This window comes from Agromyces sp. P2_B3 (genome assembly GCF_056404815.1).
Genome location: NZ_JBFUDH010000001.1, coordinates 306,098 through 329,406, shown reverse-complemented (window position 1 = coordinate 329,406; position 23,309 = coordinate 306,098). Strand labels below are relative to the sequence as shown.

21 protein-coding genes are annotated in these 23,309 nt (G+C 69.6%); 9 read left to right on the top strand and 12 right to left on the bottom strand.

Annotated features, from left to right (window positions below):
- Window positions 1–82: 82 nt before the first annotated feature.
- From AC1DZA_RS01520 to AC1DZA_RS01505, 4 genes are all read right to left on the bottom strand, one after another.
- Window positions 83–1,489 carry an HNH endonuclease signature motif containing protein gene (locus tag AC1DZA_RS01520; protein WP_476771424.1) on the bottom strand — a complete coding sequence of 469 codons (1,407 nt, stop codon included), beginning with the start codon at window positions 1,487–1,489 and terminating at the stop codon, window positions 83–85.
- Window positions 1,490–1,664: 175 nt separating this feature from the next.
- On the bottom strand, window positions 1,665–3,011 hold the full coding sequence (locus tag AC1DZA_RS01515; RefSeq protein ID WP_476771423.1) for a hypothetical protein: 1,347 nt from the start codon (window positions 3,009–3,011) through the stop codon (window positions 1,665–1,667).
- Between the two features lie 89 nt (window positions 3,012–3,100).
- The gene (locus AC1DZA_RS01510) at window positions 3,101–3,319 is read right to left on the bottom strand and encodes a hypothetical protein (RefSeq protein ID WP_476771422.1); all 219 of its coding nucleotides are present in this window, start codon (window positions 3,317–3,319) and stop codon (window positions 3,101–3,103) included.
- Window positions 3,320–3,739: 420 nt separating this feature from the next.
- Window positions 3,740–3,955 (bottom strand): hypothetical protein, encoded by a 216-nt coding sequence (locus AC1DZA_RS01505; protein WP_476771421.1) that lies wholly within the window; start codon window positions 3,953–3,955, stop codon window positions 3,740–3,742.
- A 174-nt stretch (window positions 3,956–4,129) separates the two neighbouring features.
- Between AC1DZA_RS01505 and AC1DZA_RS01500 the strand changes: the two genes are divergently transcribed.
- The 3 genes from AC1DZA_RS01500 (at window position 4,130) to qcrB (ending at window position 7,885) form a co-directional block, all read left to right on the top strand.
- Window positions 4,130–4,774, top strand: coding sequence for a DUF4232 domain-containing protein (locus tag AC1DZA_RS01500; RefSeq protein WP_476771420.1), 645 nt, complete (start codon window positions 4,130–4,132; stop codon window positions 4,772–4,774).
- 83 nt (window positions 4,775–4,857) lie between these two features.
- Window positions 4,858–6,180: an NAD(P)/FAD-dependent oxidoreductase gene (locus tag AC1DZA_RS01495; RefSeq protein ID WP_476771419.1), complete on the top strand. Its 1,323-nt coding sequence runs from the start codon at window positions 4,858–4,860 to the stop codon at window positions 6,178–6,180.
- Window positions 6,170–7,885 (top strand): cytochrome bc1 complex cytochrome b subunit, encoded by a 1,716-nt coding sequence (gene qcrB, locus AC1DZA_RS01490; protein WP_476771418.1) that lies wholly within the window; start codon window positions 6,170–6,172, stop codon window positions 7,883–7,885. The genes AC1DZA_RS01495 and qcrB overlap by 11 nt, the downstream gene beginning before the upstream one ends.
- A gap of 18 nt (window positions 7,886–7,903) precedes the next feature.
- On the opposite strand, the gene AC1DZA_RS01485 is transcribed toward qcrB, so the two are convergent.
- Window positions 7,904–8,539 carry an NADase-type glycan-binding domain-containing protein gene (locus AC1DZA_RS01485; protein WP_476771417.1) on the bottom strand — a complete coding sequence of 212 codons (636 nt, stop codon included), beginning with the start codon at window positions 8,537–8,539 and terminating at the stop codon, window positions 7,904–7,906.
- A 316-nt stretch (window positions 8,540–8,855) separates the two neighbouring features.
- Between AC1DZA_RS01485 and AC1DZA_RS01480 the strand changes: the two genes are divergently transcribed.
- Entirely contained in the window at window positions 8,856–9,056 is a 201-nt protein-coding gene (locus AC1DZA_RS01480) for a hypothetical protein (RefSeq protein ID WP_476771416.1), read from the top strand.
- A 50-nt stretch (window positions 9,057–9,106) separates the two neighbouring features.
- On the opposite strand, the gene AC1DZA_RS01475 is transcribed toward AC1DZA_RS01480, so the two are convergent.
- A complete protein-coding gene (locus AC1DZA_RS01475; RefSeq protein ID WP_476771415.1) occupies window positions 9,107–9,607 on the bottom strand; it encodes a MarR family winged helix-turn-helix transcriptional regulator in 501 nt (166 codons plus the stop codon).
- Window positions 9,608–9,716: 109 nt separating this feature from the next.
- Here AC1DZA_RS01475 and AC1DZA_RS01470 point away from each other — a divergent pair, with 109 nt between their 5' ends.
- Window positions 9,717–10,652 carry an NADP-dependent oxidoreductase gene (locus AC1DZA_RS01470; RefSeq protein ID WP_476771414.1) on the top strand — a complete coding sequence of 312 codons (936 nt, stop codon included), beginning with the start codon at window positions 9,717–9,719 and terminating at the stop codon, window positions 10,650–10,652.
- 307 nt (window positions 10,653–10,959) lie between these two features.
- On the opposite strand, the gene AC1DZA_RS01465 is transcribed toward AC1DZA_RS01470, so the two are convergent.
- Window positions 10,960–11,205, bottom strand: a complete 246-nt coding sequence (locus tag AC1DZA_RS01465; RefSeq protein WP_476761910.1) for a hypothetical protein — start codon at window positions 11,203–11,205, stop codon at window positions 10,960–10,962.
- Between the two features lie 218 nt (window positions 11,206–11,423).
- Between AC1DZA_RS01465 and AC1DZA_RS01460 the strand changes: the two genes are divergently transcribed.
- Window positions 11,424–11,699, top strand: coding sequence for a dsRBD fold-containing protein (locus AC1DZA_RS01460; protein WP_476771413.1), 276 nt, complete (start codon window positions 11,424–11,426; stop codon window positions 11,697–11,699).
- Between the two features lie 108 nt (window positions 11,700–11,807).
- Entirely contained in the window at window positions 11,808–13,346 is a 1,539-nt protein-coding gene (locus tag AC1DZA_RS01455) for a DUF429 domain-containing protein (RefSeq protein WP_476771412.1), read from the top strand.
- A gap of 100 nt (window positions 13,347–13,446) precedes the next feature.
- Here the strand turns inward: AC1DZA_RS01455 and AC1DZA_RS01450 are convergent, their stop codons facing one another.
- Both AC1DZA_RS01450 and AC1DZA_RS01445 read right to left on the bottom strand, forming a co-directional pair.
- Window positions 13,447–14,988, bottom strand: a complete 1,542-nt coding sequence (locus AC1DZA_RS01450) for a DUF3482 domain-containing protein (RefSeq protein ID WP_476771411.1) — start codon at window positions 14,986–14,988, stop codon at window positions 13,447–13,449.
- Window positions 14,985–16,490: a DUF2868 domain-containing protein gene (locus AC1DZA_RS01445; protein ID WP_476771410.1), complete on the bottom strand. Its 1,506-nt coding sequence runs from the start codon at window positions 16,488–16,490 to the stop codon at window positions 14,985–14,987. Before AC1DZA_RS01445 ends, AC1DZA_RS01450 begins: the two co-directional genes overlap by 4 nt.
- A 153-nt stretch (window positions 16,491–16,643) precedes the next feature.
- Here AC1DZA_RS01445 and AC1DZA_RS01440 point away from each other — a divergent pair, with 153 nt between their 5' ends.
- Together AC1DZA_RS01440 and AC1DZA_RS01435 are read left to right on the top strand one after the other, a co-directional pair.
- Window positions 16,644–18,479: a tyrosinase family protein gene (locus AC1DZA_RS01440; protein WP_476771409.1), complete on the top strand. Its 1,836-nt coding sequence runs from the start codon at window positions 16,644–16,646 to the stop codon at window positions 18,477–18,479.
- Between the two features lie 32 nt (window positions 18,480–18,511).
- Window positions 18,512–19,375 carry a copper chaperone gene (locus AC1DZA_RS01435; RefSeq protein WP_476771629.1) on the top strand — a complete coding sequence of 288 codons (864 nt, stop codon included), beginning with the start codon at window positions 18,512–18,514 and terminating at the stop codon, window positions 19,373–19,375.
- Between the two features lie 131 nt (window positions 19,376–19,506).
- Here the strand turns inward: AC1DZA_RS01435 and AC1DZA_RS01430 are convergent, their stop codons facing one another.
- The 3 genes from AC1DZA_RS01430 to AC1DZA_RS01420 all read right to left on the bottom strand — a co-directional run bounded on the left by AC1DZA_RS01430 (window position 19,507) and on the right by AC1DZA_RS01420 (window position 23,271).
- Window positions 19,507–19,719, bottom strand: coding sequence for a hypothetical protein (locus tag AC1DZA_RS01430; protein WP_476771408.1), 213 nt, complete (start codon window positions 19,717–19,719; stop codon window positions 19,507–19,509).
- Between the two features lie 305 nt (window positions 19,720–20,024).
- Window positions 20,025–22,022: an ATP-binding protein gene (locus AC1DZA_RS01425; protein ID WP_476771407.1), complete on the bottom strand. Its 1,998-nt coding sequence runs from the start codon at window positions 22,020–22,022 to the stop codon at window positions 20,025–20,027.
- On the bottom strand, window positions 22,015–23,271 hold the full coding sequence (locus tag AC1DZA_RS01420; protein WP_476771406.1) for an SIR2 family protein: 1,257 nt from the start codon (window positions 23,269–23,271) through the stop codon (window positions 22,015–22,017). The genes AC1DZA_RS01425 and AC1DZA_RS01420 overlap by 8 nt, the downstream gene beginning before the upstream one ends.
- Window positions 23,272–23,309 lie beyond the last annotated feature (38 nt).

The window sequence follows — 23,309 nt, the reverse complement described above, 5'->3', positions numbered from 1 at the left end:
CGCCTTCTCACTGCGGCCCCTCCAGGGTGGGCGGATGCCACGTGGCGTCCGCCCACCCGCGTGTTCGCCACACCTTCACCCATCACGCCGCAGGCTGTTTCTCCCGCCGCCGGTCGCGCTGATCGGCGAGCCGCGTCGGGGACTTCGTCACGGGGCGCCAATCCCCGCCCGGGTCGAGCCAGGCGGGAGGGCGGATGTGCGGCACGCCCCGCAGCATCCGGATGGCCCACCCCGAGGTGTCGATGGTGCGGTGATGGAACCAGCAGAGGAGCACGCCGTTGTCAGGATGCGTGGGGCCGCCGTCGGCGTCGGGGATGACGTGGTGGATCTCGCACCAGGCGGCTGGCACGGAGCACCCGGGAATGAGACATCCGCCGTCGCGCACGGTGATCGCCCGGCGCTGGTGCGGCGTGAAGCAACGTTCGGGGGAACCGAGCCGGATGATGCGGCCGTCGTCGTCGAAGACCACCGACTGGGTGCCGCCCGTGCAGATCATGTGCCGCGCCGCCCGAAGCGAGACCGGAAGGTCGAGACCGTCAGCGTGCGCGACGCCGCGGTCGGCCACGAGGTCGGCGGCTCGCACGCTCACGAGCACCGTCGGCGCGGCACCTCCGATGGTCGGGTGCTCGCCCGACCGGGCGGCGGTGTCGAGCGCCGCCGCGAGCACGTCGTGGCGCTGCTGATCGGCGGTGCGCTGCTCGCCCGATTCGGCGAAGCTCGCGCGCTCGTCGTCGGTGTGGAAGCTGAGGCCGGCGCGAGGCGAGAGGTGCGCATCGAAGAGTCGTGTGAGCCTCGCCGCGACCTCGGGCATGAGCTCGCCCGTGAGTGGCACGAGTCCATCACGCGTCCGACCGAGTCGGAGCCCGCGGCGGCGCATCGCCCGCTCGTCGGGCTCGCGGCCGTCTTGGTCGAGGAACGTTGACCACGCCTGCGCCTGGACCTGCAGCTCGTCGGAGGTGCAGCGGACCGGGCCGCCGTCGCCTCGCCCGAGCGCTTCGCCCACCAGCGCCTGCTCGGCGGCCGCGAACTCGACCGGGTCGGCGTTGGGACGCGCTCGGTCGAGTTCGCGGATGATCGTGCCCGCGGCATCCGCCCCGAGTTCTCCCGCGGCGAGCGCCGCAGCGACCTGCGGGAACTCGGGCTCGATCGGCTCGCCCGAGAAGCCGACGCGCGCCCGAGTGCCCGACCCGAGCGAGATGCGGCGTCGCGCCTCGAATGCCGACACCTGCGTGACCCGCTCGAGGAGCTCGGCGGCCGACCGGCAACCACGGCGCGTGGAGAGGCGCTGGTCGCCGAGCTCGACGCGCGAGCGCTCGCCGACCTCGCCCGCGCACGCCGCTCGACTCGCATCGACGACGCGACCCAGCGCCTCGAGCGCGCTCACCACGGCGAGGAGTTCGTCGTCGGGCAGGCACGACGCCTCATCGAACCGGAGCACGTCGCAGAGCCTCGAGCGGAGCTGCTCGAGCGCGTCGGGGATGCCGGTCATAGGACCATTCTCGCGGGCACCACTGACATCGAGCTGGCCTGAAAAGCGCCGGTCAGCCTGTGTATTCGGTGGGTGAATCGCGGCCTGTGGAGGACGAGTGACCTCATCGAACCGGTCGGTCGAATCGGACGCGCCGGCTCAGTCACCAGCCGCCGACTCAGCTCCCCCCGCTGACTCAGTTCCCCCCGCCGCCGTCTCCTCCCCCACCGCCGCCGTCGAAGCCGCCGAACCCGCCGCCATCGCCGAAGCCACCGCCGCCGCCGGTGTCGAAGCCCCCATCGCCGCCGAACGCGCCCCCGTCGCCGCCTCCGAAGCCGGACGCCCACGCCCCTCCGCCGTCGCCCGCGAAGTACCCGCCACCCCATCCCCACCGGGTGTCCCCGATCATCGGCACGCCGAACCGCGAGTCCTCGCTCCGACGGAGCGCCCCACCGCCGACCACGATGGGCTGCGACAGCTGCGTCGACACGATGGTGAGGCACGAGGTGAGGCGCTCGGCCGAGAACGGCGCGGTCGAGCGATACCAGGCGGGCGGGTCATCCGACGCTTCCGACTCCTCGGCGAAGCGGCGCAGCACGGATGCCTCGTCGAAGAGCACCGCCCAGGGCAGTAGCTTCTGGCCCATCGCGGCCGTCGTGACCTCCGTGCCCGCGACGACCTCGCGGAGCTCGTTGGCGCGTTCTCGCAGGTGCAGTCCGGCGTCGTTCAGCGGGATGAAGCGCGGGAGGAACACGCGCAGGAGCAGCGACACCCCGCCGATGAGGATGGCGCTCCAGGCGATGGAGTTCGTGGCATCGTCGCCGAAGCTGAGCGCGAGCAGGCCGAAGGCCAGGCCGGCGATGCCGCCGATGGTCGCCGCCCGGAGCCGGCCGCCAGGGCGCCGCTCGCGATACCAGTCGGCGGCGTCGCGGAATCCCTCGCGGGTCACCGTCAGGAGCGGCCCGTTGTCCTTCACGACCCGGTCGATATCGACGCTCGCCCCGGGCCGCAGCATGAGCGACCCGCCCGAGAGCCCCGGCGCGAGCATGGCGAGCAGGGTCCCGTCGGAGCGATCGCCCGCCTCGGCATCCGTGCGGAACACTGACAACGGGAACTCGCCGTCGTACACGAGGTGGATGTCCTTGGCCTGCCCCGCCGCGTCCGCCACGCCAGCGGCCTCCCCATCACCGCTCCGGATGCCGCGCCGATCCTCGATGCCGATGATCCCGTTCGCCGCCAGCATCATGACGGTCGCCGGCAGCCACCGCCCCGCGGCGGCGCCCGAGACGAACCCGACCGGAAGCAGCCCCGCCGTCTCGGGGTCGGTGACCGCAAGGCTCGTGCCGCGATCGGGCCTGCGCAGCCATCCGACGACCAGCGACCCGACGCAGACCGCAGCCGTCAACGAACCCACGAGCGCGAGCAGCGGGAGCACGGCCAGCCCGAGCTCGGTGCTCGCGGACACCGCGACCGGGTCAGTGCTGCCGGCGTCGGCGAAGTCATCGATGACCTGCCGCAGCGCTGCGACGATCGTGCGTCCCATGAGCGGAGGCTACTCGACTTCGGCCTCGCTCGGCGAGGGCGCGCACCACCCCTCTTCGGGCAGCTTCGGACTCGTGAGCACCCGCCCTGTCAGTGCGCGACCGGCAGCCCCTGGATGGGGTCGTGCTGGCGCCCGTGCCGCCACTCGGCGAACCGGTGCCCCAGGCCCCGGCCGTGCCGCTGCAACGACCGCTCGCCCTCATCGGCGCGACGCTCGGCGGCGATCCGACGCTGCTCGTTGACGCGAGCTGCGGCGAGCTCGTCGTGGGTCTGGAGCGTCTGTGCGACGAAGACGTATGCGAGTTCCATGGTGCCGATCCCTTCGGGCCTTCGCGGTCATGTTCCGGCCGCTGAGATCAGATTCCTCGCTGAGGTGGGGTCGCCGTATCGGGCGGGTGCCCTATGTTTCACGCGCACGCCGGCCGGCAGGTACCTCAGACGGTGCGCGGCCACCTCAGACGGCGAGGCGGATGCCTCAGACGCTGAGCGGATGCCGCCGCGCCGACGGCACGGGCCGCCCATGCGGCATCCGTGGTGATCAGGTCTCGGTGGCGGGTGGGACCAGCCGTGGTCTGCTTGGCGCAACCTCCGATGGGGGATGGAGGCCGCCTGAAACCCAGTGCTCCCGCTCTTCTCTCACGACTCGACCGGACCTGTCACGAGTTACGACCCTGCAGGCCGCGAAGTTGTGACGGCGTCACGCAGATGCGACGGATGCCGCCGACGCCGCTAGTCGCGCGGCGTGCGGTGTCCGCCGCCGAGGTCGAGGTCGTCGCCGCCCTCGAGGTCGGGGCCATCGCTCTCGGTGATGTTCGCGCCCTCCCAGAACGGGTCGACGCCGAGCTCGCGGGCGTGCTCCTCCTTGAGGCGCGCCTGCTCGTTCGCATTGTCGGCGAACCCGCGCTCGTCGGGCGGGTCCTGGTCGCGTCCCCTGCTGTCGCTCATGCTCGACCTCCTCGCCGGGTTGGTGCAGCCCGTTCGCCAGTCAGGGTAGTGCGACGGATGCCGCGCCGCACCGGGTTGCGCGCATGCGTCCGGCGCGGCATGGCCGGGTATAGCGCCCGTCCCGCCCGGCGAGCCGCACTCCCGGGCACCGGGTAACCGCCATAGCCTGAACCCGTGACCCGCATCGCCGGAACCGCCACCGCCAGCACACGCACCCGCACCGCCGCCGCACTCGCCGCCACCGCGCTCGCCCTGCTCCTCACCGCCTGCACCGGCGGCGGCACCACGCCGACCACTCCGCCGGCGACCCCCGCGACGCCCACCCAGACCGCCACGCCCACCGCACCGGCCACGCCCACAGCCCCTGCCAGCGTCGACCCCAACGCCCCCGCCGGCCAGTGCGCCGACGCCGCCCTGAAGGTCGACGTGCAGTCCGTCGACTCGAGCGCGGGCCACCTCCACTACAACGTGGTGTTCACGAACACGGGGAGCACCTCCTGCGAGCTCCGCGGAGCACCCGGCGTCTCGGTGGTCGACGCGTCGGGCGTCGAGATCGGCGAAGCCGCGACCCGGGTGGGCGACGACGACCCGCAGACGCTCACGCTCGAGCCCGGGGCATCCGTTACCGCACCGCTCACCGCCGTGAACATCGACCCCGACGGCGGCCCGCTCCCCGACTGCCCAGTGGCGCAGGGCGCCGCCTGGCTCGTGTATCCGCCGCACAGCTTCACGCCCGTCACGGTGTCGACCGGCCAGCCCGTGCCGGCGTGCGAGAGCACCGCCGAGTTCCTCACCGTGAGCGCGGTGCAGCAGGGCTGACGGCCGGCGAAGAAGCAGCCCCGAACCTGTCACAACTCACCCCCCTCCGGTGTCTTAACTGATGAAGACACAAGGAGGGGGACATGCGCAGGATCGTGATCGTCGGCGGCGGGTACGCCGGGTTCTACACCGCGTGGAAGCTCGAGAAGCGCCTCAAGCCGCGTGAGGCCGAGCTGGTGATCATCGACCCGCGGCCGTACATGACGTACCAGCCGTTCCTGCCCGAGGTCGCCGCCGGATCCATCGAGGCGCGCCACGCGGCGGTCTCGCTGCGGTCCCATCTGAAGCGCACGCGCATCATCGCGGGCGGCGCGACCATGATCAGCCACGCCGACAAGACCGTGACGGTGCGCCCGGCCGACGGCCCCGACTTCACCGTCGACTACGACCTCATCGTCGTCACCGCCGGTGCCGTCACCCGCGTGCTGCCCATCCCCGGCGCCGAGGAGGTGGCGATCGGCATGAAGCACGTCGAGGAGGCCGTCGCCATCCGCGACCGCCTGCTCACCGCATTCGACCGCGCGTCGGTCATGGAGCCCGGACCCGACCGCCGGCGCCTGCTCACCTTCGCGTTCGTGGGCGGCGGCTTCTCGGGCGTCGAGGGCTTCGGCGAGCTGCTGTCGCTCGCGACGGCGCTGCTCAAGTCGTACCCCGAGATCCGCTTCTCGGAGCTCGCGTTCCACCTCGTCGAGGCGAACGACCGCATCCTCCCCGAGGTGACGGATGCCCCGGGCCGCTGGGTCGTCGACTCGCTCCGCGCCCGCGGCGGCCACGTGCACCTCAGCGCACGCGTCATGTCGGCGGTCGATGGGCACGTCGTGCTCTCGAACGGCGAGGAGTTCGACGCCAACCTCATCGTCTGGACGGCCGGCAACGCCGCGCATCCCGTGATCGCGAAGCACACCGACCTTCCCACCGACGAGCGCGGCCGCGTCATCGTGCGGGCAGACCTGCAGGTCGGCACGGCGGATAACCCGGTGCCCGACGCGTGGGCCGCCGGCGACAATGCCGCGGTGCCCGATCTCGCCGTCGCGGCATCCGGAGCCCTCACCGTGCCGAATGCGCAGCACGCGGTGCGGCAGGGCAAGCGCCTCGCCGCGAACATCGCCGCGACCCTGCACGGCGAGAAGCCGCGCGACTACCGGCACGACTCGCTCGGCGTCGTCGCGACGCTCGGGCTCGGCCGCGGCATCTTCCAGTACAAGAACCTCGTCATCACCGGATGGCTCGCCTGGCTCATGCACCGCGGCTACCACGTGCTGGCCATCCCGACGTGGGAGCGCAAGATCCGCGTGCTCGTCGTGTGGCTCACCGCGTTCGTGCTCGGCCGCGACATCGTGTCGCTGCTCTCGGTGCAGCAGCCGCGCGAGGCGTTCGTCTCAGGAGGTGTTCCCCATGCCCGTTGACCGCCGGCACGCCGAGCCCACGCTCGACGAACCGCTGACCACTGAGCGACGGATGCCGCGGCCCTCCGTGAGCGACCGGCTCGCCCGCGGCATCCGGAACCTGACCTTCTTCGGCCACCGCGTCGGCGACGTCGAAGCCGAGGCTCGTCGGCGCACGGTGCCGCGGCACTGGACGAACCTGTTCGGCGTGGTGACCCTCGCGTGCATCGTGGTGCTGATGGTCACCGGCGTGCTGCTGATGTTCTTCTACACGCCCTCGAGCGACGAGACGACGTACACGGGCGCGTACCTGCCGCTGCACGGCGCGACGGTGTCGGAGGCGTTCGCGTCGACGATGTTCATCACGTTCGACCTGCCGGGCGGGCTGCTCATCAGGCAGGCGCACCACTGGGCGGGGCTGCTGCTGCCCGCGGCGATCATCATGCAGCTGCTCACGACGTTCTTCACGGGCGCGTTCCGGCGGCCGCGGCGGGGCATGTGGGTGCTGCTGTTCCTCATCTTCGTGGCCGCCCTGGCCACCGGCTGGAGCGGCTACGCGCTGCCCGACGACCTGTTGTCGGGCACTGGCCTGCGCATCACCGAGGGCATCGCGCTCGGCATCCCGGTCGTGGGCACGTGGCTGTCGTACCTGCTCTTCGGCGGCGAGTTCCCGGGCGAGGTCATCGAGCACCTGTACCCGCTGCACGTGGCGGTGTTCCCGGCGCTGCTGATCCTGCTCGTCGCGCTGCGCGGGCTCGCCGCGTGGCAGCACGAGCCGCCGCAGTTCCCGGGCCTCGGGCGCACCGAGGGCAACGTCGTGGGCGACCCGATGCCCGTCGCGGCCGCCCGAGCCGGCGGGCTGTTCGCGATCGTGACCGGGCTTCTCGTGCTCGTCTCGGCGGCGGTCACCGTGAACCCGATCTGGCTCTACGGCCCCGCCGACTCGGGCAGCGCCGGCGCGGGCAGCCAGCCCGACTGGTACACCGGATTCCTCGACGGCGCGCTGCGGCTCGTGCCCCCGGGCTGGGAGTTCGAGTGGCTCGACCGCACCTGGACGCTCGCCATCCTCGTGCCCCTCGCGGTCGTGACCGCGTACCTGCTGCTCGTCGCCGTCTACCCGTTCGTCGAGGAGTGGATCACGGGCGACCACCGCGAGCACCACCTGCTCGAGCGCCCGCGCAACGCGCCGACCCGCACCGGCATCGGCGTCGCCGCAGTCGTGTTCTACGGCGTGCTCTGGCTCTCGGGCAGCGCCGACCTCATCGCCACGCACTTCTCGTTGACGTTCGAGGGCGTGATCCTCGTGCTGCAGGTGCTCGTGGTGCTCGGGCCGGTGCTCGGCTTCTTCATCGCCCACCGCGTGTGCCTGGCGCTGCAGAAGAAGGACCGCGAGCTGCTCCTGCACGGCTACGAGACCGGCCGCATCGTGCGCCTGCCCGGTGGCGAGTACATCGAGGTGCACCGCCCGATCAGCGAGGCCGAGCGCTGGCGCATCGCGGTTCCGGATGCCCCGCGGGTGCTCACGCTGGCTCCCGACGAGCGCGGGCGGGTCACCGTCGCGCAGCGCTTGCGCGTGCGGCTCTCGCGGTTCTTCTTCGAGGACCGGGTCGTGGTGGGGCCGGCAGAACTGCCGGCAGGGTCTGGTCATGGCGAGCTGGCGGATGCCGCGGGGGCGCCGGAGCCGGATGCCGCGGCCGCCTCGCGTGAGCAGGTCGAAGCACACTGAGCTCGGGATGCAGCCGGCTCATCCTCCGCCGCTGGGCTCGATCGGCATCATCGTCGGCGGTGTAGTCGTCGGGGTAGCGGCCGCCGTCGTGCTGCCGTTGGCCCAGAATTCGACTTCGCTGAGTGCCGTGTCGCGGAAGCCGTCGTCCCCGAGTCCCGCGCGCGTGGTCTCGATGATGAGCGTCACGTGCCCCGTGGTGCCGGCTTCGAACTCGAGCTTCTGGAACCCTGCGTACGTGTTCGGAGTCTTGTCGGCGAGCACGGCGACGTGCTGCCCCTGCTCCGTGTCGACCGTCCATTGCCGCGCACGGGCGTTGGCCTCGTACAGATCCCATGATTTCGCGTAGCCGTTGACGACGCAGATGAGTTGCAGGTCGGCGGGTTCGTCGAATTCGAATCGGACCTGTTCTCCGCGTCCGTATGGATTGGCGGGATCTTCGGCATCCTCGACCCACGACGTGCCCGAGTCGTGATCGACCGCGCGACGCGGTTCGTGCACGATGACGTTGCCGGATTCTTCTTCCTCCGTCAACCACGTTGTCGCTCCGACGGAGATCGGGGAGACCGCGACCAGGTCCTCGGTGTCGTCGCACGTCGGTCCCTCGATCTGGTCAACCACCCACGGCGTGAGTATGGCGAGGATGATGCCGGCCACGGCACCGCCGACCGCACCGACGAGGATGCCGATCGTGACCTTCTCGGTGATGTCCCTGCTGCGCGCGCGCCGCTTCCGCTGGCGTTTCTCCTCGGCTGACTCGCCGTCGGTGCGCTCCGACGCATCCGTCTCCTGCGCTGCATCCGCCATGCGTCCTCCTGAGGCTGAGGGTATGGCGGAGCGGATGACTCGGCAAGCCTGCCCACCGCGCCTGCTGGCGCCGCGCTGCCGTCAAGCCCTTGCCGCGGCCCGGGCGTGCTCACGAGAGTGGAACCAGGACGCGACGCGCGCGCCCATCGGAACGGAGGGACGACCGATGACCGACTCCACCACGCCGAACGGCGGCACGCCCGAGCAGGCCGACCTCGACGAGGCCGCACTCGACCGCTCCAAGAACTCGAAGCCCGGTGGCGACACGCCCGACAGCGACCAGCCTGCGGCGCCCGGCAACGCCGAGCCGCTCACCGACTCCACCGACGGCGGCCTCGACGGCGGAGACCCCGGCGTCGAGGAGTAAGCCCGACCGTCAAAACTAGCCGCGCACGCGGCCTACGCCCCCGACCGACGTCACGAGGGCGGCGACGCCCGCCGCGCCGACCGCCGCGGCCGCGAACGCATGTGGCGCAGGACCGTGCCGAGCAGCCGGGTGAGCTCGTCGCGGTCGGCGTCGTCGAGCGCGTCGACGAGCACCTCGCGCGCCACCTCGACGTGCCCGGGCAGCACTCGTTCGAGCAGCGCGGCGCCCTTCGGCGAGAGCGTCACGTTCACGCCGCGCTCGTCGCGCGGCGACGGCACCCGCTCCACGAGCCCGGCCTTCGCGAGCTGCCCGACCTGGTAGGTGAGGCCGCTCTTGCTGTGCACGAGCCGGTCGGCCAGGTCGGTCATGCTCTTCGGCGATGACGGGTCCTCGCCGCAGATCGCGAGGATCTGGAACTGCACGAAGCTGAGGCCGCCGTCGCGCCGCAGCTGACCCTCGACGCCGCGCTGTACGAGCGCGCTGACCTCGAGCAGGGCGAAGTAGACGCCGAACTCCGGCGGCAGGGCCGGGGGAATGACGACGTCTGGCATGCCCGAATCCTACGGCAGAAATTTGTTCGAATTGGAAATAGAACCGGCACGGCGCCGGTTGTGACGAGTATCAGTTAGTTCGAATTCGAATGAGATAGGAACACCACAGATGCGCGCCATCCAGTTCACCCACTACGGCCAGCCGACCGTGCTCGAGGCCGTTGACCTGACCCGCCCCGAGGCGGGCCCCGGCGAGGTGCTCGTCCGCGTCGCGGGCACGACCTTCAACGAGGTCGACGCCTCCATCCGCGCCGGCTACCTCACCGAGGTGTTCCCCGTCGACCTGCCCCACGTGCCGGGCATCGACGTCAGCGGCACCGTCGTCGCCGTCGGCGAGGGGGTCTCGGCCGAGCTCGTCGGCCAGGACATCGTCGCGTTCCTCCCGATGACCCGCCCCGGGGCATCCGCTGACTATGCGATCGTGCCCGCCGAGCTGATCGCGCCCGCACCGCGTTCGATTCCCCTTCCGGATGCCGCGGCGCTCGCCTCGAGCGGGCTCACCGCCTGGCAGGCGATCGTCGAGCATGCCGACGTCCGCGCGGGGCAGCGGGTGCTCGTGAACGGCGCCGGAGGCGGGGTCGGCGGCTTCGCCGTGCAGCTCGCCGCCTCGGCCGGCGCGACCGTGATCGCCACGGCGAGCGCCCGCAGCCGCGACGCCGTGACCGCACTCGGCGCGTCGCAGGTGATCGACTACACGACGACCTCAGTGATCGACGCCGTGACCGAGCCGGTCGACGTCGTGCTGAACCTCGTGCGCACGTCGCCCGAGCAGACCGCGGCACTTGTCTCGCTCGTGAAGCCCGGCGGCGTCTTCGTTTCGACGACCACGCCCGGCGAGGTGCCGCCCGGCACCGACCTCCGCACGGTGAGCATCCTCACGCGCAGCGACGCCGCCCAGCTGGCGCACCTCGGCGAGCTCGTCGACGCCGGCGAGCTGCGGGTCGACGTGAGCGCGCACTACCCGCTCGAGGAGCTCACGACCGTGCACGCCCTCGGCGAGGCCGGCGAGCTCCGCGGCAAGGTCGTGCTCACGCCCACGCACTAAGGCGAGGGCGACGGCGACGGCGGTAGTCCCGGAGCACGCGGCATCCGCCGTCGCCACCCAGACGCCAGAACGGATGCGCCCATGGCGGGCGCATCCGTTCGGCGTTGCAGGCATCGGCGTGTGCAGACATCGGCGCATCGGCTAGATGGCCGGCGTGCGGCGGTAGCCGTCGCGGCGGAACTGCACCAGCGACGACGTGACCGCCGTCGCCGCGAGCAGTCCGAGCAGGATCATGGTCGCGAACATCGCGCACCTCCTTTCGGTCGAAGAAGTCAGTGAGTTGTCGGTGGCTGGGTGGGCTCGGCCGTCACGGCCGGCTGGGGAGCGTGGCCGGGTGCCCGTGCGAGCCGCTCGGGGTGAACGCTGCGACCATGCGGTCCCAGCGGGAGCGGTCGGGTGCGGCCGACGCGATCTCGGTCGACGCGGTCGACGCCGACTGCGCCTCGAGCGCACGACGCTCCGCAACCCGGCGGCGGTACGCGTTGATGCGGTCAGCCGCAGCGAGGTTCTGCTCGTGCATGGTGTGGGCCAGGTACCCGTTTGCGAGGTCCATGGTTCCGTTCCCTTCGGGTGAGTGTGGTGGCGTTTTCGCCTGAGACCACACTCCTCTCGCGAGCGTTCCCGCGAATCGGCAGCGACTACCGAGGTCGCGGCGGCACGCTACTGAAGTCACGGATGCCGCTGGCCAGTACCTACCGAGACGACCCTCGCCGCGCGTGCGACAGGTGACTACGCTGACCCGTGGAACCAGACCGGAAGGTGGTGAGTTCCATGTCTGCGACGAAGCAGTGGAGCATCACCGTCGAGATCGACGAAGACGAAGACGAAGACAGCACGTTGGCGAACCTCACCCTGAGCACGCCGGCGGGCCACGTGGTGACGGGCGTCGGCACGGCGCAGCGCAATCCGCACGATCCGCGTGTGCCCGAGATCGGCGACGAGCTCGCGGTCGCCCGCGCGCTGCGCAACCTCGCCGAGCGACTGCTGCACACGACGGAGCGGGACATCAGCGGCGCCACCGGCGAGCAGGCACACCTGCACCGATAGGCATTGGGAGCAAGCGGATGCGCGGCATCCGACCCCTGCACCTTCTTCCGGCTCAATCAAACGTGCCGACGGACGAACGGTGATGAACGGTGCCGCTACCGTGAACGCATGAAGGCCAGCGCTCCTCGATCCCGCTCGTTCTTCGGTGTCGACCTCGCATGGGGCGAGGGCACCGAGCGTAAGGCCGCCAAGGAGACTGGACTCGTCCAGCTCGCGGCGAGCGGTCAGGTCGTCGACGCGGGTTGGGCGCGCGGCATCGATGCCGTCGTGGATTGGGTGCATGAGCGGTCGCAGCCCGGCGACGTGATCGCGATCGACGCGCCGCTCATCGTCCTGAACGACACTGGCATGCGCGACTGCGAGCGGGAGGTCGCGCAGCGGTACATGCGTTGGGGCGTCGGCGCGAATGCGACCAATCTCTCTCGCGCATGGCAGGGCGGAGTGACGATCAGGAAGGCTTTCGAGCGACTCGGGTACGTGTACGCCGGGGACACTGCACCTAGTGCCTCCGACAGCGTCACGTTCTTCGAGTGCTATCCGTATACGACGCTCGTCGGAGCGGAGGAGTTTGGCTACGACGTCGCGCGTCCGAGGTACAAACGGTTGAATCCGGCGCTTCCCACCGTTGCTGAGCGACGAGCGCAACGCGCCGAGGAGTGCGACGAACTCCTCCGACGCATGTCCCGTCTCGCGACAGCATCCCCATCGCTCGACCTCCGTTCGCACCCGGTCACAGCTGCACTCCTCAACTCGCCTTCACCGACTGGCGATGTCCCGTACAAGCATCGCGAAGACTTGATCGACGCCGCTGTCTCGGCTTGGACGGCCGCACTCTGGTCCGAGTATGGATTCGAACGCTGCCAAGTGCTCGGCGCCGCCTCACCGACCGATGCCGAGGGCCGCCGAGCGACGATCGTCGCACCAGCTCGACCAGAGCAACGGCGAATGGAAGTCGCAGACAGGAAGGTCGGTTCTGCTGGCACGAGCCCTACCGACCTCGACGAGGGGTCCGCCGTTCAGTTGTTGCTCCTGCCAGATAGCGATGATTCGCGACTGTTCATCGAGCTCAGCCACTTCGCCGGCGCCGACCTGTCACCGGCAGCATTCGCAATCGAGCTTGCGCTGGATCGCATCGAAGCTGACGATCTCGACCAGACGGTGGGATTCCTCGTGGATTCCGCGGTCATGTCCTACTGCCGGGCGTTCTTCCCCTCCAATGTCCGCAGCCCGTTAAGCGACTACATGCAGATCCCAGAGCGATTCCGATCAGTGGATGAGCGAATCCGGGAGTATCGCAATATGGTGGTCGCGCACTCGCAGAGCTCGCTGACCGTGACACTGCCGATGGTGATCCAGCGCGCCGACGGAAGTCGCCTCGTCTCGGGATGGACGTTTTCACAGCCGCTCCCGCTGCCGCTCCTCAAGCAATTCGCGGAGCTCATCGATACCGTGTCCGATCACCTCGATGTGCTGATCGGCGAGGTTCAGGCGCGACTCGAACCGTTGCTGCAGGCGGCTGTTCCCGTGGAAGATGCACCATTGATCATCAAGCACGAGCTCGTCGACGCGTTCACAGCGCGATCGCGGCGGCCGCCCTACCCGGAATCTCACACCTTGTATTGGGTTCTGAACGATCCATCGCAGTAACGCGCGCGCAGACCTGATCAACTCTGGTGCCCTCAGTCACCAGGACAGGCCCCTGGTTAGGTGGGTGTCTTCGTTGCCTCAGTCAGTGGCCGTGAACGAATCACTCGTCGTCGAGCGCGCCCGGGTAGAGGTCGTCGAGCAGCCCCAGCGCGATGTCGCCGAGCACCTCCTCGAGCTCACGCTGCAGCGTCTCCTCGCCTTGGGCGCGACGCGACCAGATCACGGCGAGCCGATCCCCCTCGGCCACCACCGCCTCGACGACCATCGGCCGCCAGTGCGGCGGATACTCGCCCTCCCGCCAGGCGCCGCGACCGCGGCCGTAGTGCGCGACGGCGAGGTAGCGCAGCACCGCCGAGGTCACGAGTCCGTCGAGGAATGCCTCCTCCCACCGCAGGCTCGACTCGTCGCGTCCGCGCACCACGTTGACCCCCTGGGCGACACCCGCGCCACCGAGGGCACCCAGGATCGCGCCGGCGACCATGCCCGCACCGAACGTGAGGCCGCCGGCGATGAGGTCGGCGCCGAGCCCCGTGAGCGCGCCCGAGACGATGCCGCCGACGGCGGCCGTGCGGGTCGTGTCGAGCGGCGCGTCGACGCGGATGTCGCCCGCCACCCGCTCGAGCACCTCGTCGGCGGCTCGCCCCTCGAGCCGGTGGATCGCGATGAGCCGCTCGGTGCCCTGCCGCAGGTCGGCCTGCAGGCGCTTGGCCATGCGATCGGTGGCATCCGTTCGGGCCTGCGTTCGCCCCGGACTCGGCAGGCCGAGCGAGCCGCCCACGCGCGAGGCGAGCGACTCCGACTTCGGTGACGGCGGCGTCAGGGTCACGCGCTCGACGGCGGCCCGCGCGATCGGCCCGGCGAGCGCGGCCATCGCCGCGGAGAACTCGTCCATGCGCAGGTCGCGCCAGGCAGCCGACAATCGCGCGAAGGCCGGCCGCGAGGCATCCGGAACCAGTGGCTCGATCGCCCCGAACAGCGTGAACTCCTGCACCCAGCAGCGGGCGAAGGCATCGAACGCGAGCACTTCGCGCACGTGCCCCGACGACGCGAGCGCCGCACGCCAGCGCGCGGCATCCGCGTCTTCAACGGCACGCTCTCGCGGCGGACCCGTCTGGTTGAGCAGCACGAGCACGGGCTTGCCGATGTACTCGAGCACCTCGAGCTCGGAGTCGAGGTAGCCGGCGTCGGCGGGCGCCTCGGCCGCGTTCACGAGGTAGAGCACCACGTCGGCCTGCTCCGCGACGTTGCGCACGGCGAGCTGGCTGAGCCACAGCACGCGGTCCTGGTAGCGATCCCACACCTGCGACAGGAACCACCCGATGGGGTTGCGGTCCTGCCGCAGCCGGCGCGCGAGTCGCACGCTGTCGCCGAAGCCCGGGGTGTCCCACAGCGTGAGCAGGTCGCCGTCGGCCGTCTGCACGAGCGGGTACGGCGTCGCCTCGGCGGTGACGTGCGGGGCGTCGCGCACCTCGCCGACGTCGCGTCCGAGCAGCGTGCGCGCGAGCGTCGTCTTGCCCGCGTTGGTGTGCGAGATGAGCGAGAGCGAAACGGCGCCCGCGTCGAGGCCGGGGATGGTGCCGATGCCGGGCCGGCTGCTCGGCTGCGGCGCGTTCAGCGCAGCGGATGCCGCGTGCTCGCTCATCGCCGCCGCCCCGAGTCGGGGGTCGTCGCGTCGCCGTCGTGAGCGGGTGCCGCATCGGCGAGCTGCGCCTCGGCCGCCGCGAGGTCGGGGTCGGCGAGGTCGACGAACACCGGCACGCCGCCGTGCGCCTCGATCAGCTCGCGCCACAGGGCACGGCGCTCCTCGCGGCGCGAGTCGCCGGCACCCCAGCGCGCCACGAACGTGGACTCGTCGACGAGCACGACGGTGGTTCCGGATGCCGCGGCACGCCCGCCGCCCGCTCCGAGCGCGTCGAGGAATTCACCGTGCGCCGTGCTCTCGGGCGTGGCGGTGAGGCTGAACAGCGGCAGGCGGATCTCGACGGCGCCCGTGGAACCCGTGCCCGCGGCATCCGTCGCCGGACTTACCCACTCGTCGTCGCCCCACCCGACGGGAGCGTCGATGGTCGCGGCGGCGTTGCCGTAGGCGCGCGCGACGAGCGCCTCGAGCCCGGCCCGCGCCTCGGGCGTGAGGGTGTAGCTGTAGGGGATGACGCGCACTCGCGTGGGCTCGCCCACCCACCCGGCGACGAGCCGGCGGTAGTACGGCTGGTCGAGGGGGAGGGCGACGTTCTTCGCGCGGCGGCGTTCGACCAGGCCGGCCACGATGGCGAGCACGAGCCGCGGGATGATCACCACGACGGCGACCGTGCCGGCCATGAGGTGCATCCACATCGCGGCGTTCTCGCTCGCGGGCGCCCGGATGGCCTCGATCGCGGCCACGTCGGGCACCGGGATGCCGGTGAGCCACGAGCCGGGAGCGAGCGTCACGGACAGGAGCGCGTGCACCTGCTCGGCGCCGAGGAACGTGCTCTCCCAGGTCGCGCGGTACTCGAACGCGAGCCCGCGCGTGTACAGGCCGGCGATCACGCCGAGTGCGGTGGCCGCCGCGGCGAGGTGCAGCACGCGCGCGGCGCGCGCCCCGTAGAGGGGCGCGGCGACGCGTGCCCATTCGCGGGGGAGCGCGGCGAGCACGGTGCGGCGGGCGGCGGTCGCGGCATCCGCTCGGTTGTTGTCGCCGCTGCCGCGCACCGCCGCGAGCCGGATGAGCAGGGACCGGAGCGGACCGGCCACGCGGCCACGGAGCACCAGCGGCCGCACGAGCAGCCAGACGTACACGACGAGGTTCCACGCGACGAGCGCGAATACGGGCGGCGCGAGCAGGTTGATGCTGGAGCCGCCGCCGATGCGGTCGATGAGCACGCCGAACACGAACGCGACGAGCACGGTCACGACGCCCACCCACGGCCGCCACCGGATGCCGCGCACCGTGCGCGTCACGGCGGGCTGGCGCGTGCCGATCCGCTCGAGCACGAGCTGCGCGCGCCGCCCGAGGAACTCCTCGGCACTGGCCCGCTCCCCCACGACGGCTGCCGCCGCGCGGCTGGCCCACTCGCGGTCGGCGTCGGTCCACAGCACCTGATCGCGGTCGGCCGTCTCGACGGCGCGCGCCGCGGTCGTGTCGAGGGCGGCCGACTCGTGCATGAGCGCCACTCTATGCCGCGCTCGGTAGGAAGCCGGGAATCAGGGCTGACCCCGGGACGGCGCGGCCCTCACGGCGGTAGTCTGCCCCCGATCGGAGCGCGTTCGCGACGATGCCCGCCGCGCCCCGCCCCGACGCAGAGACGGGGGACCATCGTGCTCACATCGCAACTCTTCGCCGGCGACGACCTGCTCGAGCAGATCGCGGGCGGCGGGCCCGAACGCCTCTCGCAGACGCAGCACCGCACCGACCCAGCGGTCGGCAAGGTGCAGGCCGCGCTGCTCATCTGGCGACCCGACGTGCTTCCGGTGCACGGCGCCGATTCCGACTACGGCAGCGAGACCGCCGCCGCGGTCGTGACCTTCAAGGTCGAGGAGCTCGGCGTGGCCAACCCGATCCCCGACGTGGGGCCGCTCACGGTGCAACGGCTCGACGAGATCGCGGCCGCCGCCGAAGCGCCGACGCCCGCGCCGACCCCGCGCATCCGTGAGGACATCTGGGCCCTGCAGCCGGCGGATGGCCCGTGGCATCCGTTCGTCGACGCGTATGAACGGGCGGTCGGTGCCCTGCGCGACCCCGCCCGCACGCCGCCGGAGCGGTGGGACTACCAGGCCGCCCTGCACGGCACGCCGTTCGCCACCAACGATCCGCTGCTCGCGAAGTGTCAGCACGGAACCTGGTACTTCCTGCCATGGCATCGCATCTACCTCGCGCACTTCGAGCGCATCCTCATCGACGTCATCGCCGAGCTCGACGAGGTCGACGACGACACCAAGGCGACCTGGGCCCTGCCGTACTGGAACTATCACCGGCCGGCGACGGCGTTCCTGCCGCATCCGTTCCGCTCGCGGTTGCGGCCCGACGGCGCGCTGAACCACCTGCACGACCCGCTTCGCACGCTCGTCGACACGCTGATCCCTCCGACATCGCTCGACACGGCCGGATGGCTCGACCGCAACCTCCAGTTCAGTGGCCTGTTCGACGCCCAGGCCAACGTGACCTTCGGCGGCGAGCAGACTCCGCCGACCCACGTGGCCGCGGGCGGGACCGGCCAACTGGAGCGATCGCCGCACAACTCAGTGCACAACGCCGTCGGCGGGCAGATGCTCGATCCCGCCGTCGCCGGTCGCGACCCGATCTTCTGGCTGCACCACGCGAACATCGATCGCCTGTGGGAGCTCTGGCGCGTGACGCAGGGGCTCGGTCGCGACGAGACGGCGGGCGCCTACCTCGGCGAGCCGTTCCGGTTCCTCGAGCCCGACGGCACCGTCGAGCCGTGGCATCCGTCGGACGTCGTCGACACCCCGCCGCTCGGGTACGCCTACGACGACCTCTCGAAGCCCGCGCCCGTGTTCGTGCTCGGCGTCATGCAGCCCGAATGGGTGGATGCGCTCAACGGCGTGTTCCCTCCGGCGCCTCCTGGCGGCGGCGGCGGCGGCGATGGCGGTGGCGGTGGAGGCCGTGCGCCGCGCGGGCCGGAGCGGCGGCGGGAGCCGCTTCCCGAGCCGCAACCGCGCCGGATGCAGCGGATCGGCGCACTCGATCGCACACTGCGCCTCACGGCCGGCGAGTCGCCCACGCTGGAGTTCCCGCTCGACGCGCCGCCGCCACCGTCCGTTCCACGGGCGCCCGAAGACCGTCGCGCGCCGGAGCCGCCCACGCGCTACTTCCTCAGGGTCGAGCACATCTCGGTCGACCGCAATTCCGACCGGATCTACGAGCTCTTCCTCGACCCCGACGGCGACCGGCCCGAGGCCGCACGCTTCGTCGGCACCCTGCCCACGTTCGGCGCCGAGCGGGCCGACCAGCCCGACGCCGAACACGGCCTCTCGTTCACGTTCGAGATCACCGAGCTCGTCGAGGACCTGATCGCGAACGGCACCTGGGACCCGTCGATGGCCCGCATCACCCTCCGCCTCGGCGGCGAGGCGACCGACCGCTCGCCCGACCCCGAGCTCTCGATCGGCAGCATCGACATCTTCGCCGGGTGAAGGCGGGAGTTGGGGATGCGGCAGTGAGCGGCATGACGACGACGGATGCTCCGACGCGTGCGATCCCGCGCGCGGGAGCCGCGTGGCTGGCGGGCCGTCGACCCGAGGAACGCGCGCTGCTCGCCGTCGCCGCGGTGGCGTGGGTCGCGTGGGTGACGATCGCGCTCGTGTCGGGCGGGGCATCCGGTCGGGATGTGTGGTTCATCGGCGGTCACGGGCATGCCGTTTCGGATGCCGCGGGGCTCACGACTCCCCCAGACACCGGTCCCGGTGCCGGCGCGGGCGCCGCGCCGGCATTCGTGGGCGGCTTGGTCGGCGCTTCAGGACTGCTGTCGTTCCTCACGATGTGGACGCTCATGGTCGCCGCCATGATGCTGCCGACCGTGCTTCCGGCCGTGCGGTACGTCGCACAGGTGAGCCGCCCGACCCGCCGCACGGTCATGGTCGCGACGTTCGCGACCGCCTACCTGGCGACCTGGACAGTGCTCGGCGTGGCCATCGCGGCGCTGGGCTGGGCGATCGGCGCACTCGATCTCCTGGCCGGCGCCTCGCCCCGCACCACGCTCGTCGCCGCGATCTTCGCGGCGGCCATGTGGGAGCTCACCGCGAGCAAGCGGCGGGCCCTCGCACGCTGCTGCCGCACCTCGCCGATCCGCCTCCGTGGAGCGGCCGCCTACGCGTCAGCCGCGACCTTCGGCCTTCGCAACGGCGCGGTGTGCCTGGTGGCGTGCGGCCCGGCGATGGCGGTCCTGACGCTTGCCGGCCACCCGCTGGTCGCCACCGTGCTCGTCGCTGCCCTCCTCATCGGCGAGAAGGTCTGGCGGCGCGGCGACCGCCTCCGCGTCTGGGCGTGCGCCGCCGGCCTGCTGCTCGCTGCCGCGGCCGTCGTCGCCTGAGCCTGCGAGCAGGCTCGTCGTCCGGCTCCCCCACGGTGGCCAGGGGCGTGTCAGCGGTTGCGAACCGGCCCGGTCGCGCCGCCGCGGAGCACCAGCTGCCGCACGAGCAGCCAGACGTAGACGACCAGGTTCTACGCGACGAGCGCGAACACGGTCACGACGCCCACCCACGGTCGCCACCGGATGCCGCGAACCGTGCGCGTCACGGCCGGCTGCCGCGTGCCGATCCGCCCGAACACGAGCTGCGCGCGCCGCCCGAAGAACTCCTCGGCGCTCGCCCGCTCCCCGACGACCGCCGCCGTCGCGCGGCTGGCCCACTCGAGGTCGGCGTCCGTCCACGGCACTCGATCGCGGTCGGCCCTCCCGACGGCGCGCCGCGGTCGTCTCGAGAGCGGCCGACTCATCCACGTTGTCCGTAGTCTTGCCGCGAGATGCTAGCTAGCCGCCCGACCTGACCGATGACAATCAACGATGTAGCCATAGGTCCGCAGCCCAGTTCGCTGAGTCCGACGCAGTCAGACGCGAACCCCATCGATGTCGGGCATGGCAGGTGAACATACCGGGGCCCCATGCACTGAGTGGCGTGTAATCGCAGGGTTCTGTCTCGCCCCCAAGAGCTGCTTAGACCAGTCAGCTGCTAGTTAGCCGGTCAGTGGTCATCCACAGGGACACGCTCGTAGCCTTCTACCTGCGCGACCGGTAGCGCTGCGGCATCCAAAGGCCTCCCAGCCCCATCGGTGAGGGGTTGGTTCCAGAGTTTCGATACAGACATCGTGCGACTGTTTGGGACCATCTCAGTTGGCAACGCTGAGACCTTGAGGATTACCGGGACTTGGGCGGAGACCCCGGCGAGAATCGCCGCGCCCGTGGGCAGGATGGGCAACGACTCGAATGCGACTTTGTCCAAGTACGCCACCGCCTTCTCGACGGCGAGGACGTCGAGATTGTTCACCAGGCGGTGCAGGAAGTAATTGTGTAGCTGGGAGATGATCGTCGGTGAGATGTCGTGCGGGCGCTGACTCGCGATCGTCAAGAACACCCCGAACTTTCGACCCTCCTTGATGATCTCTTCGAACGTCTCGAGTCGGTAATCACGCCACGCCTCGCTCTCGCGAGTTGACTCGAGGGACAGGATGTTGTGAGCCTCATCGATGATGAGATTCAGGTATCGCTGATTGCTCGGATCAATCTCCTTCTTTCGGTCATAGAGGTGCTTGCAGAGCAGCATCGGAATGACCTTGCGCATAGCGAGGTTGACATCGCGAAGGGATACGACGATCAGGGGGGGCAGGTCAGTCGGATCGTTTCGCGCCTCGACCACCCTTTTTATGTCGGGGATGCGAGTCTCCATCCGCTTGATGAGCGGACCCAGGTGCTCACGATTCGAGAACCCGCTGATGATGTCGCTGTAGTACTGCAAGACGATCTTGAAGCGGATTAGGTCGATGCCCTGCTCGATCGAAGAGAAATCGATAGGGAGAGCTTTAATCCGATCTTTCGTAACGGTCGGCCAAAGGTCGTTGTCGGCATCCAATGGGCTTCGGCCCCACTGTCCCCAATAGAACTTCCGCAACGTCGCGTTGTAATGCAGTTCGCGCTGAAAACTGTCGATGAGTTCGGCCAGCTCGGTTGGAGCTGCGCTACCTAAGCAAGTCTGGATCTCACCGAGGAGATTGAGGACGGTCTGGCGATCGATCGAAACATCGTTGCTGCGCGTGGCGCGAAGGACCATCTCGCCAATTACATCGAGGAGGTCTTCCGGATTCTCGAGCCGCCGCTCCCACCAATCGCTTGCAAGCACCCGGGCGATGAACGGCGCCTGGGTCTTCTCGGTGGCATCGAGGAGGACTGTCCAGAAGCCAGGATCTTCGACGGCCGAGATCGGGAGCGGCAGCCGCGCCCCAGAATCAGTCCGCGTCGACAGGACGTACTCGACCTTGTTCTTCTTCGAAGTGATGACCGACGTCGACAGACCGTTACCTGCTGCCAGGGGGGAATCGACGTACTCCCCGTTGAAGTCGATGAGGACAAACTGGGACGTCTCGCGAAAGCTCGGCTGGTCTCCGTACTTCTCGAACAGCTCGTGGTACAGCTTCGCGAGGGTGTAGGACTTGCCGCTACCCGTGTTACCGAAGATGCCCACGTGACTCGCAAAGATCGCATTCACCCCTACCGAGACCTGTTGCATGGGTTCCATGGCTAGGGTCCCAAGGGTGATGGCGGTATCCGCATCACCCACAAACTCATGAATGCGCCCGAACTCCTCTTCGCTCAGGATGAAGCACTCATTGTCTAGGAGGGGCATCTCGCGGACCCCCCGCTCAAACTTGCCTCGCTCGAGATAGCCCACGAGGCTCACGTCGAGAACGCGTGTAAGCCGATCAGCCGCGCGGGCATATATCCCGCTCGCGCCGATGTCTTCCTCGATGTGCTCGCCGTCCACCTTCGCGATGAGCTCGACGAACCCTTTTGTGATCTTCACGTAGCTCGCGACGGCAACGTTTCGAACAAGGCCGCCCTTGTAGAGCAGGTGAGAGCTGTTCTTCAGCTTGTCAACCGTGATCCGGACGCGTCGGCCGTCAACCGACAGCACTCGACCGATCCGAAATACATCGTCGCGCTGGAGTTTCGCGCTCTCGTCAAGCATTGGCTCCGGCCCTCGGATCAACGCGCACGTCGAGTTCGATCACGTGATCAGGCTGGGAAGGCTGATCGACGATCAGCGGCGCGAAATAGGATCGCTCGATCTCATCAAGCGTCAGGAACGCTTCTGTTGACCCTTCGGCCGGTTGTGCCGGCGTCAGGAAGAGTATGTTGCCGTTCTTAATATCGCTGTCTACCATCAGCTGCTCGTACGTGCCTTTGTCGGCGCGCGAATAGCAGAAGACGATCACTTGAAGCGTAGGATTCAGCCGCGCTGCCCGGAGCACGAGATCCCGGAGGTGCTCATCGCGGAACGAGAAGCCGTGAACGAATAGGACACTGTTTTCCTTCTCGAGTTCATTGGCGAATCGTCGAATCAGCTCGTAGTACGTTTGATTGAGGACTGTCGTAGCGAACTTCGACTTCTCAGGGTTGACGACCGGCAGCTTGGCGTAGGCGTCAGCGAACGCTTGGCCGTCCGGCGACAGTTGCTTTCCCTTCGCTGCAGCAAGCAGAGCAGTGGAGTCGACATCTTCAGGTTTGTCAATCAAAAGGAGCTCTGCCTCGGCCTTCGCGAATGCAGCACCAACCGCTTGAAGCCGGTCAAGTCCGTGGTCGTAGTAGATCGCCGCGTCATCAGCGCCCTCTGGGATGAGTTTCCAACCAGCGGATCCGTGGATCTTGTAGAGATCGATGACAGGGATTTCCGAACGATGCTCGAATCGCAGCCCCTGGCGCAGGCGCAGCGTACCGAACTCCCCGATGTCCAGCTTCGGCCATATCTTGCCCGCGAAGCCGTCTGTGTAATCGATGCCCATGAGCTCGAGCGCGACCTCGAACGCCAGGTCAACGTTGGTCGTGAAGATGTTCACGTGCTTTCCGAGCAGGGAACTACGCCGCCCGAGGAGGATCCGATTGAGTGTCCGAAGGAACGTCGCGTAGGACTTCAGGACGGGGGTCGCCTTGTCGGCCCGTTCTACGAGCTCCAAGTTCGGCAACAACACATGCCTGAAGAAGTAGCCCTGTATCGACGCTCGAGCTAGTTGCTTCTCGCCCTCCGCTGCCGTCGACTGGCTGACCTCCGTGAGGGCAACCTCAATGTTGCCCAAGCGCTCGAAGAACGCGCTGGGTGTTCCTGCGCCGACGAGGAAGTTGAGATGTGAGTCTTGGACGATCGTCCGGAGCCGGTCGATTGTCGCCCCAACTTCTCTGAGCGTGGCTGGTGGCGCGGTTGCGATGCGAACCTCGCTCATCGGCGCTCCTCCAACGGCGACTTGCGCGCCACCACTCG

Bases quoted from the DNA above. Each gene is read 5' to 3' on its own strand.
- AC1DZA_RS01470 (WP_476771414.1), top strand. From the start codon at position 9,717: ATGCGCGCCATCCAGTTCACCCACTACGGCCAGCCGACCGTGCTCGAG.
- AC1DZA_RS01495 (WP_476771419.1), top strand. From the start codon at position 4,858: ATGCGCAGGATCGTGATCGTCGGCGGCGGGTACGCCGGGTTCTACACC.
- AC1DZA_RS01475 (WP_476771415.1), bottom strand. From the start codon at position 9,607: ATGCCAGACGTCGTCATTCCCCCGGCCCTGCCGCCGGAGTTCGGCGTC.
- AC1DZA_RS01420 (WP_476771406.1), bottom strand. From the start codon at position 23,271: ATGAGCGAGGTTCGCATCGCAACCGCGCCACCAGCCACGCTCAGAGAA.
- qcrB (WP_476771418.1), top strand. From the start codon at position 6,170: ATGCCCGTTGACCGCCGGCACGCCGAGCCCACGCTCGACGAACCGCTG.
- AC1DZA_RS01505 (WP_476771421.1), bottom strand. From the start codon at position 3,955: ATGAGCGACAGCAGGGGACGCGACCAGGACCCGCCCGACGAGCGCGGG.
- AC1DZA_RS01520 (WP_476771424.1), bottom strand. From the start codon at position 1,489: ATGACCGGCATCCCCGACGCGCTCGAGCAGCTCCGCTCGAGGCTCTGC.
- AC1DZA_RS01450 (WP_476771411.1), bottom strand. From the start codon at position 14,988: ATGAGCGAGCACGCGGCATCCGCTGCGCTGAACGCGCCGCAGCCGAGC.
- AC1DZA_RS01465 (WP_476761910.1), bottom strand. From the start codon at position 11,205: ATGGACCTCGCAAACGGGTACCTGGCCCACACCATGCACGAGCAGAAC.
- AC1DZA_RS01515 (WP_476771423.1), bottom strand. From the start codon at position 3,011: ATGGGACGCACGATCGTCGCAGCGCTGCGGCAGGTCATCGATGACTTC.
- AC1DZA_RS01480 (WP_476771416.1), top strand. From the start codon at position 8,856: ATGACCGACTCCACCACGCCGAACGGCGGCACGCCCGAGCAGGCCGAC.
- AC1DZA_RS01510 (WP_476771422.1), bottom strand. From the start codon at position 3,319: ATGGAACTCGCATACGTCTTCGTCGCACAGACGCTCCAGACCCACGAC.
- AC1DZA_RS01435 (WP_476771629.1), top strand. From the start codon at position 18,512: ATGACGACGACGGATGCTCCGACGCGTGCGATCCCGCGCGCGGGAGCC.
- AC1DZA_RS01460 (WP_476771413.1), top strand. From the start codon at position 11,424: ATGTCTGCGACGAAGCAGTGGAGCATCACCGTCGAGATCGACGAAGAC.
- AC1DZA_RS01445 (WP_476771410.1), bottom strand. From the start codon at position 16,490: ATGCACGAGTCGGCCGCCCTCGACACGACCGCGGCGCGCGCCGTCGAG.
- AC1DZA_RS01455 (WP_476771412.1), top strand. From the start codon at position 11,808: ATGAAGGCCAGCGCTCCTCGATCCCGCTCGTTCTTCGGTGTCGACCTC.
- AC1DZA_RS01425 (WP_476771407.1), bottom strand. From the start codon at position 22,022: ATGCTTGACGAGAGCGCGAAACTCCAGCGCGACGATGTATTTCGGATC.